Below are 15,383 nucleotides of genomic sequence, written 5' to 3' on the forward strand. Positions count from 1 at the left end.
CTACAGGGGACGGGGAGCCCGACGGGGGACGGGGAGCCGAGAGAGCGCTCTCTCAGGAGTTGTACGTCCCGGACCCTCGCGTGTCAACACTTGTCGATGCCCCGCCGCGCCGCAGCACCACCTGCTCCAGCGCGGTCCACGCCGTGGTGGTGACCAGATACAGCACCGCCGCCAGCGGCATGACCAGGGCGACCAGCACCGTCGCGTACGGCAGCAGCGGCAGCAGCCTGCCGAGCACCGCCGCGCCGGGCACCTCGGTGCCGCCCGCCGAGGTACCGGCCGCCGAGGTACCGCCCACCGGCGTGTCGGCCGGCCCGGCCAGGCCCGCCGCCCGGCGCATCCGCCGCGAGGACCACGAGGCCAGCAACACCAGCAGCCCGAGAAGTACGCCGAAGACCGGCCCGGCCGCCCCGGCCAGCCCGTCGCCGAGATGCTGGCCGAGCGGTACCCCGAACAGCCGCTCGGCCAGCAACCCGCCGGCACCGGATCCATCGCCGGAGCCGTCCAGCCCGTCGGCGCCGGTGGCCGAGCCAGCGTCACCCGGCAGGGCGAAGAGCCGGTACATCAGGAAGAAGAACGGCGCCTGGGCCAGCCCTGGCAGCAGGCTGCCGAACGGCGAGACCCCGGCCTCCCGGTGCAGCGCGACCAGCTCGGTCCGAAGCCGGTCCGGCTGGTTACGGTGCCGCCGCTGGAGTTCCCGGATCCGGGGCGCCAGCGCGGCGCGACGCCGCTCACCCCGGATCTGCGCCCAGCTCAGCGGCGAGATCAACAGTCGTATCCCGATGGTGAACAGCACGATCGCGACGGCGGTGGCAGCGGTACCGGCGACCGGGTGCACCGCGGCGGCGAGAAGTGCGACGACGTGCGCGGCGGCCCCGACGGCGCCGTCGAGTGGTGCGAAGGCAAGCATGGGAGAACCCCTCGGCTCGATTCCGGAACGCCGGACGGGGATCGACCCCGGCCCGGGCGGGATGACCCGACGCCGAAACCGGCCGCCGAGGTGTCGGGGCGTCCTGCGGCAACGCGACAGGGGACGGCCCCGGCAGCTCTCTGGCAGCCGAGCGGACGTACGGGCAGGTGGAAACGGAATCGACCGGCGGAGCGGCGGACGGTGCTGCCGCTAGCCGGCCGAGGGGTGCGCCGACGGTGCGCGGGGCCGGGGTCGACCAGCGGCGTCGGGATCGAGCTGGCGAGGTATCCGGGACCGGCGGGACCGCTGCCGGAACGTGGCGGTCTGGCGTACCCGGTCGACGGCCCCGTCCCGACCGGCCGGCAGCCGGCCGGCCAGGGCGACCGCGAGCAGGGACGCCGCGGCCAGCACCGCGGCACCGGCCAGCGCCTCGACCGCCGGCCCGGTGGGCGTGCCGACCTGGGCCAGCGCGTACGCCAGCCAGCCCAGCAGCACCGCCACCCCGCCGAGCGGACCCGCCCGGCCGGAGGTGGACCTCAACACCGTCCCCGGCACGGCGCCCAGGCTAGTCAACGCGGGCAAGCACGCGTCCTTCCCCAAGGCACGACGATCATCCAGCCAGATGTGGAGCCGCTGATGCCGCGATTGGTGTCCCAGAGGAGTTTCCCGGCATCGACACTGAGGGTAATGAGCTACTGGTCGCGTCAGCGACGCTGTTCCGATCGAGGACGGGCGGGTGATGGTGATGGTGATGGCCAGCGGACTGGTCGCGCCGAGAAGCCCTGTGCCGGACGCCGGACCGGAGCCACTGACGGTCGGGGTCGAGGAGGAGTTCCTGCTCGTCGACCCGGTGACCGGGGCGGCGGCACCTGCGGTGGAGGCGGTACTCGCCGAGGTGCCGGACGAGCTACGCGGGCAGGTACAGCACGAGTTCCAGACCAGCCAGATCGAGATCGGCACCCCGCCCGGCCTGGAGCTGAGCGCGCTTCGGCACTCGCTCGGGCTGCTGCGTACCGGGCTGGCCGGCGCGGCCGAGGCGGCCGGCGTACGGCTGGTCGCGGTCGGTACCGGCCCGGTCGACGGCCCGGTGCCGCCGCTGGTGGACAGTCCCCGGTTCCACCAGATGATCGAGCGGTTCGGGCTGGTCGTACCGTCGCCCGGGGTGAACGGCCTGCACGTGCACGTCGGGGTACCCGAGCCGGAGATCGCGGTGCAGGTGCTCAACCACCTCCGCCCGGCGCTGCCGATCCTGCACGCCGCCACCACGAACTCACCGTTCTACTGCGGCCGGGACACCGGGTACGCGAGTTGGCGATCGGTGCTCTGGGAGCGCTGGCCGTCGGTGGCCCCGACCCCCTGGCTGGAGTCGTACGCGCACTACGAGAGCCTGGTCGACGACCTGATCGGCACCGGGATGATGCTCGACGAGGGCATGCTCTACTGGTACGCCCGGCTGTCGTCGAAGTATCCGACGGTGGAGATCCGGATCGGCGACGTCTGCCCCGGGCTGGACGACACGATCCTGCTCGCGGCCCTGATCCGGGCCCTGGTCGACACCGCGCTGGCCGACATCGCGGCCGGGCTGCCGGCGCCCCCGGTGCCGCACCACATGCTGGTGGCGGCGCACTGGCGGGCGGCGCACGACGGGCTCGAAGGGCTGGGCGTCGACCCGGTCGGCGGTGGTCTGCGGCCCGGCTGGCACCTGATGCGCCGGCTCTTCACCCGGCTCCAGCCGGCGCTGGAACGGCACGGGGACCTGCACCTGGTCACCGCGCTGCTGAGCCGGTTGCAGGCGCACGGCACCGGCGCCGCCCGGCAACGGGCCGCGTACGCCAGGCGGCACGAGATCTCCGACGTGCTGGCGGACCTGGTCCGGCGTACCCGGGGCAGCGCCGGCGATGGCTGAGAAGCTGGTGGTGGTCGGCGGCGACGCGGCGGGGATGTCCGCCGCGTCACAGGCCCGACGGCACCGGGACGCCGGCGACTTGGAGATCGTGGCGTTCGAGCGCGGGCACTACACGTCATACTCGGCCTGCGGCATTCCCTACTGGGTGGGTGGGCTGGTCGACGACGCGGACCAACTGGTCAGCCGGGATCCGGCCACCTTCCGGGAGGACTTCCAGGTCGACGTGCGGGTCCGGCACGAGGTGGTCGGCATCGACCTGGCCCGCCGCGAGGTGGTGGCCCGGGACCTGGAACACGGCGGGCGCGAGGTCCGGGAGCGCTTCGACCAGCTCGTGTACGCGGCCGGCGCGGTCCCGGCGACCCCGGACTGGGCCCGCACCGACGCGGCCGGGGTGTTCGGCGTGCAGACCATGGACGACGGCGCCGCGCTGATCGACTGGCTGGACGGCGATCCGGCGCCGCGCCGGGCGGTGGTGGTCGGCGGCGGCTACATCGGCGTCGAGATGGCCGAGGCGATGATCCAGCGCGGCCTGTCGGTCAGCCTGGTCGAGCGGAGCCCCGAACCGATGTCGACCGTCGACCCGGACATGGGAGCCCTGGTCCGCAAGGCGCTCTGCGGGCTGGGCCTGGAGGTGCGCAGCGGGGTCAGTGTGACCGGGCTGGAGTCCCGGGACGGCCGGGTCGCCGCCGTGGTCACCGAGCACGGCACGCTGCCGGCCGACATCGTGGTGCTGGGTCTCGGGGTACGCCCGAACACCGCACTCGCGGCCGAGGCCGGGCTGCCGATCGGCCCGACCGGTGGAATCCGGGTCGACCTGCGGATGCGGGTGATGGACACCCCCGGGGTCTGGGCGGCGGGCGACTGTGTCGAGTCGGTGCACCGGGTCTCCGGCCAGCCCGTCTACGTGCCGCTCGGTACCCACGCCAACAAGCAGGGCCGGATCGCCGGGATCAACATCGGCGGCGGGTACGCCACCTTCGCCGGGATAGTCGGTACCGCCGTGACCCGGGTCTGCGACCTGGAGGTGGGGCGTACCGGGCTGCGCGAGGCCGAGGCGGCGGCGGCCGGCTTCGAGTTCGTCACCGTACGGGTGGAGTCGACGAACCGGGCCGGCTACTTCCCCGGGGCGAAGCCGATGACGGTGAAGCTGATCGTCGAGCGGCGCAGTGGGCGGCTGCTCGGCGCCCAGATCGTCGGGCTCTCCGAGGCGGCGAAGCGGATCGACGTGCTGGCCGTGGCGCTGTGGAACCGGATGACGGTGGACGAGATGGCCAACCTCGACCTCGGCTACGCGCCGCCGTACGCCCCGGTCTGGGATCCGGTACTGGTCGCCGCCCGCAAGGCGGTCGAGGCGATCCGCTGAGCCGGATGTCGGGGAGGGAAGTCCCGCCCCTCGGCGCTGGCCGGCTCCGCCTGAGACCCCCAGTGGTCGGGCGATGACCGGGCGGCGCGCGGCCGATAGGCTGTGCCGCCATGGAGCGGGAACCGCAGGACGACGCCGACCGGATCCGGGTCTCCGACCGGGAGCGGGAGCAGGTCGTCGAGTTGCTCGGTACGGCCGCCGCCGAAGGCCGGCTGACCCTGGACGAGTACGCCGACCGGGCCACCGCCGCGCACGCCGCGAAGACCCGGGGTGAACTGGCCCGGCTCACCGACGACCTGCCGACCGACTCGACGGGCGCTCCGGTACCGGCCCGTCGGTCGGAGTCCGGCGTTGCCGAGCCGGCTCCGGAGCGCCTGGTCGCGATCTTCGGCAACGAGTCCCGCAAGGGGCGCTGGCCGGTGCCGGCCCGGCTGGAGGCGCAGTCGATCTTCGGCGAGTGCCACATCGAGTTGCAGGACACCACGCTCTCGCACCCGGTGGTCACGATCGAGGCGACCGCGATCTTCGGATCGGTGACGATTTTCGTACCGGAGGGGGTGGAGGTGCGGCTCACCGGTACGGCGATCTTCGGTAGCAAGGAGTCCAAGCTGCGTGGCACCGCCCCACCCGGCGGCCCGGTGCTGGAGGTGAACTCCAAGGTCATATTCGGCTCGGTGACCGTACGCCCGCCCAAGCGCCGCTGGCGCTGAGTTCGCGTCGACGTTCCCGAACCCGCTGGCGCTGAGCCGGTTCAGTTCCGGGTACGTCCGATGTAGACGTTGCGGGCCCGGTAGAACGTCTCCGCGCTCGGCCCAGGGCTGCCGCTCGACCCCTCCATCTGAAGGTTGATGATCACCCAGAGCGGCTTGCCGACGAACCCGGCCGCCCGGTGCTGCGCCTTCCACTGCCCGTCCAGGTAGTTAGTGGATGTCCACGTCGGTGGCGTTCACCTTGGTCATCCAGACCCGGTACTCGTGCCAACTCCCCGGTGACGACACGTTGACGATGGTGCTCGACACGTCCGACGAGGTGCGGAAGGTGTTGAACCAGTTCCGGCTGTCGCCCTTGTATTCGAGGATGTCGCTCTCCGGCGGCCAACTCCACGCCCCGGTCAGCCAGAACGCCGGCCAGGTGCCCCGGCTCGACGGCGCCTGGAACTCCCCCTTCACCTCGTAGTTCGGGAACTGGTCGTTGACCAGGATCTGGTCCTTGGCGTGGATCGCGCCGGAGTGGTAGCGGATCGGCAGGTAACGGCGAACTGCTGCTGGTCCCCTCGTCCCAGGTGATCCGGGTGGCCTTGAGGTTGAGCTGCCCGGCCGGCGAGAGGTAGACGTGGTTGTTGTCGGTGGCGCTGCCGTACATCCGGGCGCTGCCGTTGTGGTCGGAGCCCCACGGGTAGCGGAAGTTCCACTCGGCCATCAGCGCGTTCCGGTCCTGGAACGACGTGCCGTCGACCAGGGTCTCCCAGGTCGCCGCCTCGGCCCGGTCGGCCGGTACCGCCACCGCCAGCAGTCCGCCCGTCGCCACCAGCACCGGCAGCAGTCCCGCCGCGAGCCGTTCCCGTACGCCCATCTCGCCCACCTCCACGCCGATCGCCACGCCTGGGCGGGTGGGAACGCGGGCGCGGACATCAATAGATAGACGTCACTATATATCGACTCGGCCGACTCGGCGGAGGTCCAGGGGATGTGGCCGAGGCAACCCCGGGAGTCGGCTCCCCGACCTTGACAGGGCGGCGGGTTGGTTAGATGGTTAGTTACATGAGTAATGAACCCATGAAGCCGAGCCCGGCCGGCCCACCGCCCAGGCCCCGGCGGTCGGCGGGCGGGTCCGGCTGATGGAGGACGGGCGACCGATCTTCCTCCAGATCGCCGAGCTGATCGAAAACTCGATCATCGACGGCACGCTCGCCGAGGAGGGCCAGGTGCCCTCCACGAACGAGCTGGCGGCCTTCCACCGGATCAACCCGGCAACCGCCGGCAAGGGCGTCAACCAGTTGGTGGACGACGGAATTCTCTACAAGAAGCGAGGTATCGGCATGTTCGTCGCCACCGGCGCCCGGGCGAAGCTGCGGGACCGCCGTCGCGAGGAGTTCGCCCAGCAGTTCCTGCACCCACTGCTCGCCGAGGCAGGCAAGCTCGGCATCGACGCCGACGAACTGAAGCGCATGATCGACCGATGGGAGCAGGGCCGATGAGTACGGTGCGCGCCGAGCACCTCACCAGACGGTTCCGCGACGTCACCGCCCTGGACGACGTCAGCTTCACGCTGGAGGAGAACCGGATCCACGGCCTGCTCGGCCGGAACGGGGCCGGCAAGACCACTCTGATGCAGATCATGACCGGGCAACTGCTGGCCAGCTCGGGCAAGCTGACCATCGACGGAAAGCCGCCGTACGAGAACGAGGCGGTGATGTCCCGGGTCTGCTTCATCAAGGAGAGCCAGACCTACCCGCAGTACTTCAAGGTGCGGCACGCGCTGGAGTCGGCCCGGCTGCTCTTCCCCGACTGGGACGAGGAGTTCGCGCAGGCGCTGCTGGAGGACTTCCGGCTGCCGCTGGGCCGGCAGGTCCGGAAGCTGTCCCGGGGCATGCACTCGATGCTCGGCATCATCATCGGGCTCGCCTCCCGGGCCCCGCTGACCCTCTTCGACGAGCCGTACCTCGGTCTCGACGCCGTCGCCCGGCACCTCTTCTACGACCACCTGCTCACCGACTACGCCGAGCACCCCCGGACCGTGCTGCTCTCCACCCACCTCATCGACGAGGTCGGCGAGCTGCTCGAACACGTACTGCTGCTGGACCAGGGCCGGATGCTGCTGGACACCACCGCCGAGGCGCTACGCGGCCAGGTGGTCACCGTGGCCGGGCCGGCCAGCGCGGTCGACGAACTGGCCGCGCGCAACGAGGAACTGCACCGCGAGACCCTCGGCCGGTACGCCCGGGCGACCCTGCGCGGCGACTTCGGCACCGCCGAACGCGCCCAGGCGAAGGCGCTCGGGCTGGACCTGGAAGCGGTCTCGCTCCAGGACATCGTCGTCCGGCTCACCACCGCACAGGCCCGGTCCGGCGGCGACGCCACCGGTACCCGGAAGGAGACCACCCGATGAACCGCGTGCTGACCGTGAGCCGGGTCCAACTGGTCGGCTGGCAGAACACCGTCGGCTGGCCCTGGCTGCTGCTCCTGATGGTCTTCGCCGTGAACTATGCCCTCTTCCTGTCCATCGGCGACATCGAGGACAACCCGACGACCGGCGCGATCGCCTCGATCTACATCATCGTCTTCGTCACCAGTATCAACTGGATCACCCAGCTCCTGCCGTTCAGCATGGCCCTGAGCGTGATCCGGCGGACCTTCTATCTGGCCACCGCGCTGTTCCTGGTGGTCCAGTCCGTCGTCTTCGGCGTACTGCTCTTCTGCTGCCAACTGATCGAGGAGGCCACGAACGGCTGGGGGATCCGGCTACGGTTCTTCGGGCTGAACTTCATCGACCAGCAGAACCCGCTGCTCCAGATCGCGATCTACACGATGCCGTTCATCCTGCTCGGCTTCCTCGGCATCTTCGTCGCGGTCTTCTACAAGCGGTTCGGGCTGACCGGAATGTGGCTGCTGAGCACCGCCACCCTGCTCGTGCTGGCCAGTGTCGCCGTACTGATCACCTGGCTGGATCTCTGGTCCGACATCGAGGGCTGGCTGGTCGACCAGCCGATGGCGGCCTGGTTCGTCGGCTGGCCTGCGCTGTTGACCGCCCTGCTCGCCGGGGCCGGCTACCTGACCATCCGCCGCGTCACGCCCTGACCGGCGGCTGGCCAACGCGCCGCGCCACCGCCGGGCCGGGCGGGGAACACCGGACCTCTGCCGTGGCAGGGGTCCGGTTCACCGCTTGGCGCGGGACCGGCGCGGTGCCCGCTGACAACGGGGGCACCAGTACGAGTTGCGGCCGGCCTGGTCGGCCCGGAGTACCGCGCTGCCGCAGAGGTGGCAGGGCAGGCCGGCCCGGCGGTAGACGTACACCTCGCCGCCGTGCCGGTCGACCCGGGGCGGTCGGCCCATCGCCTCGGGCAGATGCTGGGGATGCACGGTGTCGATCCGGCCCGTGTCGACGGCCGCCGTCATCAACCGCACCAGGTCGGCCCAGATCTTCCGCCAGCCGTCCGGGGTGAGGTCCCGCCCGGGAGTGGTCGGTGGCAGGCCGGCCCGGAACAGCGCCTCGGTCACGAAGATCAACCCGGTACCGGCCACGATCGACTGGTCGAGCAGCAGCGCGAACAGCGCGGTGGGGCTGCGCCGGATCCGGGCGTACGGGGCGTCCGGGTCGGCGCCGGCGCGCAGCGGGTCGGCGCCGAGCCTGGCCCGCAGCGCGTCCACCTCCGGCGGGGAGAGCAGCTCGCAGGCGGCCGGGCCGCGCAGGTCCAGCCAGTGCAGGTCGGTGTGCAGCCGCAACCGGACCTGGCCGACCGGCGCCGGCGGCTCACCGTCCCCGTCGGCGAACTTCCCGTAGAGCCCGAGGTGTACGTGCAGCGCCTGCCCGCCGTCGTAGTGGTGCAGCAGATGCTTGCCGTACGCCTCGGTGGAGTCGAGTACGGACCCGGAGAGTAGGGCGGCTCCCTCGGCGAACCGCCCCTGCGGGCTGCTGGCCAGCACCTTCTCCCCGCCGAACAGCTCCTGGTGCCGAGCTGCCAGCCGGTGCACGGTGTGACCCTCGGGCATGGTTGCCAAGCATAGACAGCGCGGACGGCACCCCGACGCGATCCCACTCCGACCGGTGCCGCCCGGGCAATGTCCGGTCGATGTCCGCTCGCGGCCCTGGTTGGCCGATTCCGCCGGCTGGCAGGCTGATTCTCCACGGACCATCCGGCATCCACCGACCATCCGAGCATCCACGGACCATCCGGCGTCCACGGACCATCCGGCACCGGGCACCCACCACCGCCAACCGACCCGGCCTTGACGTCTACATCGGAAAGAGGGCAGGAAATGGCCGACAGATCCCCCGGCCCAGCGGTCCCGCGTTCGTCCACCCGCCTAGATCGCCTCGATCGCCTCGGCGACGTGGCACAGCGACTGCTCGCGATCGCGGTCGTCGTACTCGGCGCCGTGTTCGTCACGCCGGCCGCCGCGCAGGCGACCGAGTTCCCCGACAACAGCAGCCGCTACATCGCGGACAGCGCCGGTCACGCGTACTGCTTCAACACGACCTGGGACAACTTCCCGGAACACCGTAGCCGGGTGCATTGGGCGATGGACCGGCTGGACGACCAGACGGACATGTACGACATCCTGGAGACCTGCGCCAGCGGTACCGACATCGTCTGGTCGCGGGTGGACCTGGAGGACAACCTTCGCGGCCGGGCGGTGTGCCAGGACTTCCACGCGGGCAGCAACCGGTGCAACCAGGCGGCCATCTACATGGACTTCGCCAAGATCAACGAGGGTAGCTACGACGTGGAGGACCAGCAGAAGACCGCACTCCACGAAATCGGCCACACCATCGGGCTCGGCCATCACTCTCCGGCCGCCCACGACTGCGCCATGATGAGCGGCCAGATCCCGAGTACCTCCATGACCTGGCGCTCCTTCCACTCCCACGACGTCAGCCACATCAACGCGACGTACTGAGCCGGCCGTAGGCAATCCCGAGAGGAGGCAACACCGATGAGAACCACGACTGTCGTCAAGTCACTGGTGGGCACGGCCGCCGTCGCGGTCGCACTCAGCTCCGCCGCCTGGTCCGCCGTCGTCGGCGGCGACCAGGAGGGTACGGCGTCGGTGCGGGCGCTGACCGCAGCGGCCGGCCAGGGCATGCACAGCGACTACGAGCCGCTCACCTCCCCGGCCGACGCGGTGGACTCGGCCGATCTGATCGTCCAGGGGACCGTGGTCGAGATCGGCGACGGAATCCAGGTCACCTATCCCGACGAGGCCATGACGCGCCGGGAGGCCAACGCCTACGCGACCTTCGTCGTCGCCGTCGACAAGGTGCTGCACGGCGACGCCGGTCGGGTCACCGACGGCAAGGTATACCTGGCCGTGCCGAAGGGCAGCCGGGCCACCCCGGATTCACTCGACGCGCTGAACCCACAGGCCAGGGTCGTCGCCGTACTGGGCGACCTCACGACCTGGCGGCCGTACCCGACGGCGACGGTGGTACGCCCGTCCGCCATCCCGGCCGGAGCCGCCCTGTGGGGGCCGTACGTCGACGGGATGTGGATGCAGGGCGCGCAGGACGCCGAGATGCTCGCCATCGAGGCCGAACACTCCGAACTCCCACCCGGCTGGGGCGGCGTACGCACCCTCGCCGAACTCGCCACCGCCATCGAGAAGGCGGCCGGCACCAGGTGACACCGTGACCGGCTCCCCGGGGTAGCGCATCCGGGGAGCCGGTACACGACCCGCCTGACCGGTCGGCTCAGGTGCGTGCCGGGGAGATGTTGACCATCCACGGTACGCCGAACCGGTCGACGCAGGCGCCGAACTCGTCGCCCCACATCTGCCGCTCCAGCGGCACCGACACGATGCCGCCCTCGGAGAGTGCGGTCCAGTAGCCGCGCAGCTCGTCCATGTCGTCCCCGCTCAGGCTCACTGTGATGGTGTTGCCCGGGGTGTAGTCCATCTCGGGCGGCAGGTCGGAGCCCATCAGGGTGAACCCGCTGTCCGTCTCGAGCATGGCGTGCATGACCTGGTCGGCCTGGGCACCCTCGGTACCGAACTCGCCGAAGGTGTTGACCACCAGGTTGCCCCCGAAGACGCGCTGGTAGAACTCCATCGCCTCCCGGCCGTTGCCACTGAAGTTGAGGTACGGGTTGAGTCGAGTCGGCACCGGATGCTCCTCGGTCGCGGATGAGGCCGTCGTCGGGGACTAACGACCGAACGGCGTCCCGGGTTCCAGCCGTGGGCAATCGTCAAGTCAACTTGACGTCAAGGTGATCTGACGGCAGGCTGGACCGCATGACCACACCCGACGAGTTGGAGCAACGGTTCACCCTGCTGACCGCCGCCGCCCGATACGACCAGCTCCGGCTCCGGGACGCGCTCGCCCCGGCCGGCGACGAGCCCGACGACGACGCCGGGGCCGACCCGGACGCCCGGCCGCTGAGTCGGGAGGAGGCGTTGGAGCTGCTCGCCCTCGGCGAGGTGATCGTGCGGAAGGCGAGCTACGGCCGGCAGTTGACGGTCCGGACGGCTCGGGCGACCGGCGCCTCCTGGACGCAGATCGGCGCCGCACTCGCCACCAGCAAGCAGTCCGCCTGGGAGACCCACACCCGGTGGCTCGGCGAGCAGGAGGCCACGATCTCGGACTCCGGCACCGAGCCCGCCGAGCCGGTCCGGGAGCCATCATGACCGCCGAACGGGACAACAACAACGTGCACTGGACGGAGTACGACCGGGGCGGGCACTTCGCCGCGATGGAGGAGCCGGATCTCTTCGTCGCCGACGTACGGACCTTCTTCGGGGCACTGCGCTGAGGAGGGTGCGGGTCAGCCGTGCCAGGAGCGCCAGAGGGCGGCGTACGCGCCGTCGGCCCGGAGCAGCTCGTGGTGGCTGTCCAGCTCGGTGATCCGGCCGTCCGCCATCACCGCCACCCGGTCGGCGTCGTGTGCGGTGTTCAGCCGGTGCGCGATCGCGATCACCGTACGCCCGGCCAGCACCACACCCAACGCCCGCTCGGTACGCCGGGCCGTGGTCGGGTCGAGTGCGGCGGTCGCCTCGTCGAGGATCAGCGTGTGCGGGTCGGCGAGTACCAGCCGGGCCAGCGCGACCTGCTGCGCGTCGGCGGGACTCAACTCCCGGGCCCCGTCCCCGAGTTCGGTGTCGAGGTCGTCGGGCAGTTCGGCGTACCACTCGGCACCGACCGCGACCAGCGCGGAGCGCATCTCTGCGTCGGTGGCGTCCGGGGCGGCGAAGGCCAGGTTGTCCCGCAGCGAGCCGAGGAAGACGTGGTGCTCCTGGGTGACCAGGGCGATCCGGCGGCGTCGTTCCGCCGGGTCGAGATCGGTGACCGGACAGCCGCCGAGGTTCACCTCGCCGTGCCGGGGGCGGTCGATCCCGGCCAGCAGCCGGGCCAGCGTCGACTTCCCGGCCCCGGACGGCCCGACGATGGCCAGCCGCTCGCCGGGCCGGACCACCAGGTCGATGCCGTGCAGCACGTCCGGGCCGTCGGAGTAGCCGAAGCGCGCGCCCCGGACCTCGATCCGCTCCCCGGACGGGACGGAGCCGCGACCGCGCGGCTCCGGCGGCACCTGGCCGACGCCGAGCACCCGGGCGAACGAGGCGAGGCCGCGCTGTGCCTGCTCCATCCATTGCAGGATCTGGTCCAGCGGGCCGATCGCCTGTTGCAGGTAGAGCGCGGCGGCGACCACCTCGCCGAGGGTGACCAGTCCGTTGTCGAGACAGAGGCCGCCGACCAGCAACACCGCCGCGATCGGCAACGCGTAACTCGACTCCACCACGGGATAGAAGACCGAGCGCAGCCCGAGGGTACGTCGCCGGGTCGCCCAGACCTGCCCGATCCGGGTCCGGCCGTGCGCGACCCGTTCGTCGGCGAGCCGGAGCGCCTCGACCGTCCGGGCCCCCTCGGCGGTGGTGGTCAGGGTCTCGGTCAGCTCCGCCGAGGCGGCACCCTCGGCGAGGTATGCCGTGGAGGCCCGGCGCAGATACCAGCGGGTCACCGCGACGATCGACGGCAGACCGGCCAGCGCGGCGACGCCGAGTACCGGGTGCAGCAGGAAGATCGCCCCGAAGAGCAGGGTCAGTTGCGCCGAGGCGATCACCACCACCGGCACCACCTGGCGGACCGTGACCCCGACCGTGGCGACGTCGACCGAGCTGCGGGTGGCGAGGTCTCCGGTGCCGGCCCGCTCGACGACCGAGACCGGCAGCGCCAGCGTCCGCCGGACGAACTCCTCGCGCAGCCGGGCCACCGCGCGCTCACCGAACCGGTGGCCGGCGTACTGGGCGTAGCGGGAGAGCACGGTCTGCACCAGTACGCAGCCGACGATCGCCAACGCCAACCGGTCGATCGTGCCGGTCCCGGCGCCGGCCACCACCTTGTCGACGATGATCCCGAGCAGCCACGGTGCGGCCAGCCCGGCGACGGTGGCCGCGACGTGCAACACCAGGATGACGGCGACCGCCCGCCGGTCCCGGCCGATCAGCTCGCGCGCGGCCCGGCGTACGGTGGCCGGGTCCGCCACCGGCAGACCGGTCACCGCAGCGCCCCCGCACCGTCGGCGGCCCCCCCGGCCGGGACCGGCTCGCCGTCCCGGGAGACCAGTGCCCGGTAACCCGGGTCACGGTCGAGCAGCTCGGCGTGCGTACCGGTGTCGACGACCCGCCCGTCGCACAGGTGCGCCACCTGGTCGGCGTACCCGAGCAGCAGCGGGGAGGTGGCGAGCAGGATCGTGCTGCGACCGGCCCGGGCCGCCCGGAGGCGCTGGGCGATCCGCGCCTCGGTGTGCGCGTCCACCGCCGAGGTCGGGTCGACCAGGATCAGCACCTCCGGCTCGACCAGCAGCGCCCGAGCCAGGCGTACCCGCTGCCGCTGGCCGCCGGAGAGCCGACGGGCGCGGGTGTCGATCGGGGTGTCCAGCTCCTCGGGCAGGGCGTCCACGACGTCCTCGGCCGAGGCGACCCGCAGCGCGCCGCGCAGCTCGGTGTCGGCCTGCCGCCGTCCACTGTGCAGGATCTCCCGCAGGGTACCGGCGAAGAGGTAGGAGTCGTGGTCGGCGACCAGGATCCGGGCCCGTACCTCGGGCAGCGCGATCGCGGCCAGCGGCACGCCGCCCCAGGTCGCCTCGCTGCCGACATAGCGCCCGAGCCGGTCGGCCAGGGCGATCGCCTCGGCCGGGTCGGCGGCAGCGACCCCGACCAGCCGCCCGGCCGGCACGGTCAGCCCGGTGGCCGGATCGTGCAGCTCGGCGAGGCCGGTCGGGGCGGCCCGCTCCATCGAGCCGCCGACACCGCCCCGAACCGAACCGGTGCCGTCGCCCCGGACCGAGCCGCCGACACCGTTCCGGGCCGAGCTGGTGCCGTTGTCCGGGGTCGCGCCACCGGTGTCGTGCGGGGGCGGGCCGGTGCCGTCGTCCGGAGTCAGTCTGAGCAGCGTGATGATCCGGCGGGCCGCCACCCGGCCCCGGATCATCTGGTAGCTCGCCTCCATCAGGAACCACACCGGGACGACCAGTACCGCGACGTAGCCGTAGACGGCGACGAGCTGCCCGATGGTGATGTCGCCGTCCACGGCCATCCTGGCCGCCAGCCAGACCACGGCGGCGAGGAAGCCGGCCGGGATCGCGACGGTCAGCGCCTCGATCCAGCTACCGACCGCGCCGACCCGGTAGCCCTCGTCCCGCAGCTCCTGGGACCGGGCCGCGTACCGGCGGGCGAACAGGTCCCGGCCGCCGACCCCGGCGAGCACGCGCAGCCCGGCGACGATGTCTCCGGCCCGGGTGGTGAGGATGCCCTGCCGCTGCCGGTAGCTCGACTCGGCCCGGTCCAGCCGGCGCAGCAGCGGCCCGATCAGGATGGCGACCGCCGGCACGCCCAGCAGTACGCAGAGGGCGAGCTGTGGGGAGACCGACCAGAGGATGACCGCGACGACCGCGTACGCCACGATCGCGCCGACGCCCGGGCCGGTCATCGTCAACACGTGCGAGGTGTTGGTGATGTCGGAGCCGCCGAGGGTGGCGACCTCACCGGCGGCGAGCTTGCGCGGGAGTACGGCGCCGATCCGGGAGAGCTGCCGCAGCAGTACGGCGGCGGAGCGGGCGCTCGCGTCCTCCCGGATGAAGGTCATCGTGCGGTGCCGCTGGATCCCGAGCTGGGCCAGCCCGAACCCGGCGACGACGATCGCGGCGACCCAGAACAGCAGGGCACGGGTGTCACCGGTCCGCAGTCCGTCGTCGATCGCCCGGGAGACGAGGTACGGCCGCATCGACAGCCCGACCATCCAGGCGGTGCCGAGCAGGCTGCCCCGCATTACCCGGACGGGTTGGCTGCGTACCAGCCACCAGATGTAGCGCAGTGGTCCCCGGGTGTCCGGCACCCCTGGCTCGGGGTGCGGGAGCTGCGGGGACACCGCCTCAGGCTACCGACGCCGGGCGCGGGTACCCAGCCATTTCAGCGGTGGGCGGAACCGCGGCGCCGGTCAGAAGCGCAGGCCAAGGTAGGTCAGTGGGCCGGGGTCCGTGACATCCACCACGTGGA

General features: G+C 71.8%; 17 protein-coding genes. 10 read left to right on the forward strand and 7 right to left on the reverse strand.

Annotated elements, in window-relative coordinates; all coding sequences use genetic code 11:
• Positions 1 to 52 precede the first annotated feature (52 nt).
• Together Pma05_RS20180 and Pma05_RS20185 are read right to left on the reverse strand one after the other, a co-directional pair.
• Positions 53 to 910: a YidC/Oxa1 family membrane protein insertase gene (locus Pma05_RS20180; protein ID WP_203858982.1), complete on the reverse strand. Its 858-nt coding sequence runs from the start codon at positions 908 to 910 to the stop codon at positions 53 to 55.
• Between the two features lie 210 nt (positions 911 to 1,120).
• Positions 1,121 to 1,492 (reverse strand): DUF6412 domain-containing protein, encoded by a 372-nt coding sequence (locus tag Pma05_RS20185; RefSeq protein ID WP_239312702.1) that lies wholly within the window; start codon positions 1,490 to 1,492, stop codon positions 1,121 to 1,123.
• A gap of 163 nt (positions 1,493 to 1,655) precedes the next feature.
• On the opposite strand from Pma05_RS20185, the gene Pma05_RS20190 reads away from it, so the two are divergent.
• The 3 genes from Pma05_RS20190 to Pma05_RS20200 all read left to right on the forward strand — a co-directional run bounded on the left by Pma05_RS20190 (position 1,656) and on the right by Pma05_RS20200 (position 4,889).
• Complete coding sequence (locus tag Pma05_RS20190; RefSeq protein ID WP_203859059.1) at positions 1,656 to 2,816, forward strand: carboxylate-amine ligase; 1,161 nt, start codon at positions 1,656 to 1,658, stop codon at positions 2,814 to 2,816.
• The gene (locus tag Pma05_RS20195; RefSeq protein WP_203858983.1) at positions 2,809 to 4,179 is read left to right on the forward strand and encodes an FAD-dependent oxidoreductase; all 1,371 of its coding nucleotides are present in this window, start codon (positions 2,809 to 2,811) and stop codon (positions 4,177 to 4,179) included. The genes Pma05_RS20190 and Pma05_RS20195 overlap by 8 nt, the downstream gene beginning before the upstream one ends.
• 110 nt (positions 4,180 to 4,289) lie before the next feature.
• Positions 4,290 to 4,889, forward strand: coding sequence for a DUF1707 SHOCT-like domain-containing protein (locus Pma05_RS20200; protein WP_203858984.1), 600 nt, complete (start codon positions 4,290 to 4,292; stop codon positions 4,887 to 4,889).
• A 210-nt stretch (positions 4,890 to 5,099) separates the two neighbouring features.
• On the opposite strand, the gene Pma05_RS20205 is transcribed toward Pma05_RS20200, so the two are convergent.
• Positions 5,100 to 5,348, reverse strand: coding sequence for a LamG domain-containing protein (locus Pma05_RS20205; RefSeq protein ID WP_203858985.1), 249 nt, complete (start codon positions 5,346 to 5,348; stop codon positions 5,100 to 5,102).
• A 668-nt stretch (positions 5,349 to 6,016) separates the two neighbouring features.
• Here Pma05_RS20205 and Pma05_RS20210 point away from each other — a divergent pair.
• Genes Pma05_RS20210 through Pma05_RS20220 form a run of 3 tightly spaced genes read left to right on the forward strand, consistent with a single transcriptional unit; the run spans position 6,017 to position 7,976 of the window.
• Positions 6,017 to 6,376, forward strand: a complete 360-nt coding sequence (locus tag Pma05_RS20210) for a GntR family transcriptional regulator (protein ID WP_203858986.1) — start codon at positions 6,017 to 6,019, stop codon at positions 6,374 to 6,376.
• On the forward strand, positions 6,373 to 7,287 hold the full coding sequence (locus Pma05_RS20215; protein ID WP_203858987.1) for an ABC transporter ATP-binding protein: 915 nt from the start codon (positions 6,373 to 6,375) through the stop codon (positions 7,285 to 7,287). Before Pma05_RS20210 ends, Pma05_RS20215 begins: the two co-directional genes overlap by 4 nt.
• Positions 7,284 to 7,976: an ABC transporter permease gene (locus Pma05_RS20220; RefSeq protein WP_203858988.1), complete on the forward strand. Its 693-nt coding sequence runs from the start codon at positions 7,284 to 7,286 to the stop codon at positions 7,974 to 7,976. Before Pma05_RS20215 ends, Pma05_RS20220 begins: the two co-directional genes overlap by 4 nt.
• A gap of 78 nt (positions 7,977 to 8,054) precedes the next feature.
• Here the strand turns inward: Pma05_RS20220 and Pma05_RS20225 are convergent, their stop codons facing one another.
• Entirely contained in the window at positions 8,055 to 8,888 is an 834-nt protein-coding gene (locus Pma05_RS20225; protein ID WP_203858989.1) for an Fpg/Nei family DNA glycosylase, read from the reverse strand.
• 342 nt (positions 8,889 to 9,230) lie between these two features.
• On the opposite strand from Pma05_RS20225, the gene Pma05_RS20230 reads away from it, so the two are divergent.
• Both Pma05_RS20230 and Pma05_RS20235 read left to right on the forward strand, forming a co-directional pair.
• Positions 9,231 to 9,797, forward strand: a complete 567-nt coding sequence (locus Pma05_RS20230; protein WP_203858990.1) for a hypothetical protein — start codon at positions 9,231 to 9,233, stop codon at positions 9,795 to 9,797.
• Positions 9,798 to 9,833: 36 nt separating this feature from the next.
• On the forward strand, positions 9,834 to 10,520 hold the full coding sequence (locus Pma05_RS20235; protein ID WP_203858991.1) for a hypothetical protein: 687 nt from the start codon (positions 9,834 to 9,836) through the stop codon (positions 10,518 to 10,520).
• A gap of 67 nt (positions 10,521 to 10,587) precedes the next feature.
• Here the strand turns inward: Pma05_RS20235 and Pma05_RS20240 are convergent, their stop codons facing one another.
• Complete coding sequence (locus Pma05_RS20240; protein ID WP_203858992.1) at positions 10,588 to 10,998, reverse strand: VOC family protein; 411 nt, start codon at positions 10,996 to 10,998, stop codon at positions 10,588 to 10,590.
• Positions 10,999 to 11,126: 128 nt separating this feature from the next.
• On the opposite strand from Pma05_RS20240, the gene Pma05_RS20245 reads away from it, so the two are divergent.
• Both Pma05_RS20245 and Pma05_RS43505 read left to right on the forward strand, forming a co-directional pair.
• Entirely contained in the window at positions 11,127 to 11,519 is a 393-nt protein-coding gene (locus tag Pma05_RS20245) for a hypothetical protein (RefSeq protein ID WP_203858993.1), read from the forward strand.
• The gene (locus tag Pma05_RS43505) at positions 11,516 to 11,644 is read left to right on the forward strand and encodes an alpha/beta fold hydrolase (protein WP_275414720.1); all 129 of its coding nucleotides are present in this window, start codon (positions 11,516 to 11,518) and stop codon (positions 11,642 to 11,644) included. The genes Pma05_RS20245 and Pma05_RS43505 overlap by 4 nt, the downstream gene beginning before the upstream one ends.
• A gap of 12 nt (positions 11,645 to 11,656) precedes the next feature.
• Here Pma05_RS43505 and Pma05_RS20250 read toward each other — a convergent pair whose 3' ends face one another.
• Both Pma05_RS20250 and Pma05_RS20255 read right to left on the reverse strand, forming a co-directional pair.
• Positions 11,657 to 13,387, reverse strand: a complete 1,731-nt coding sequence (locus Pma05_RS20250) for an ABC transporter ATP-binding protein (protein ID WP_203858994.1) — start codon at positions 13,385 to 13,387, stop codon at positions 11,657 to 11,659.
• Positions 13,384 to 15,255, reverse strand: a complete 1,872-nt coding sequence (locus Pma05_RS20255) for an ABC transporter transmembrane domain-containing protein (protein WP_203858995.1) — start codon at positions 15,253 to 15,255, stop codon at positions 13,384 to 13,386. The genes Pma05_RS20250 and Pma05_RS20255 overlap by 4 nt, the downstream gene beginning before the upstream one ends.
• Between the last annotated feature and the right edge of the window lie 128 nt (positions 15,256 to 15,383).

The organism is Plantactinospora mayteni (assembly GCF_016862935.1).
Taxonomy (GTDB): domain Bacteria; phylum Actinomycetota; class Actinomycetes; order Mycobacteriales; family Micromonosporaceae; genus Plantactinospora; species Plantactinospora mayteni.

Bases quoted from the DNA above. Each gene is read 5' to 3' on its own strand.
- Pma05_RS20180 (WP_203858982.1), bottom strand. From the start codon at position 910: ATGCTTGCCTTCGCACCACTCGACGGCGCCGTCGGGGCCGCCGCGCAC.
- Pma05_RS20190 (WP_203859059.1), top strand. From the start codon at position 1,656: ATGGTGATGGCCAGCGGACTGGTCGCGCCGAGAAGCCCTGTGCCGGAC.
- Pma05_RS20195 (WP_203858983.1), top strand. From the start codon at position 2,809: ATGGCTGAGAAGCTGGTGGTGGTCGGCGGCGACGCGGCGGGGATGTCC.
- Pma05_RS20200 (WP_203858984.1), top strand. From the start codon at position 4,290: ATGGAGCGGGAACCGCAGGACGACGCCGACCGGATCCGGGTCTCCGAC.
- Pma05_RS20210 (WP_203858986.1), top strand. From the start codon at position 6,017: ATGGAGGACGGGCGACCGATCTTCCTCCAGATCGCCGAGCTGATCGAA.
- Pma05_RS20215 (WP_203858987.1), top strand. From the start codon at position 6,373: ATGAGTACGGTGCGCGCCGAGCACCTCACCAGACGGTTCCGCGACGTC.
- Pma05_RS20220 (WP_203858988.1), top strand. From the start codon at position 7,284: ATGAACCGCGTGCTGACCGTGAGCCGGGTCCAACTGGTCGGCTGGCAG.
- Pma05_RS20225 (WP_203858989.1), bottom strand. From the start codon at position 8,888: ATGCCCGAGGGTCACACCGTGCACCGGCTGGCAGCTCGGCACCAGGAG.
- Pma05_RS20235 (WP_203858991.1), top strand. From the start codon at position 9,834: ATGAGAACCACGACTGTCGTCAAGTCACTGGTGGGCACGGCCGCCGTC.
- Pma05_RS20245 (WP_203858993.1), top strand. From the start codon at position 11,127: ATGACCACACCCGACGAGTTGGAGCAACGGTTCACCCTGCTGACCGCC.
- Pma05_RS43505 (WP_275414720.1), top strand. From the start codon at position 11,516: ATGACCGCCGAACGGGACAACAACAACGTGCACTGGACGGAGTACGAC.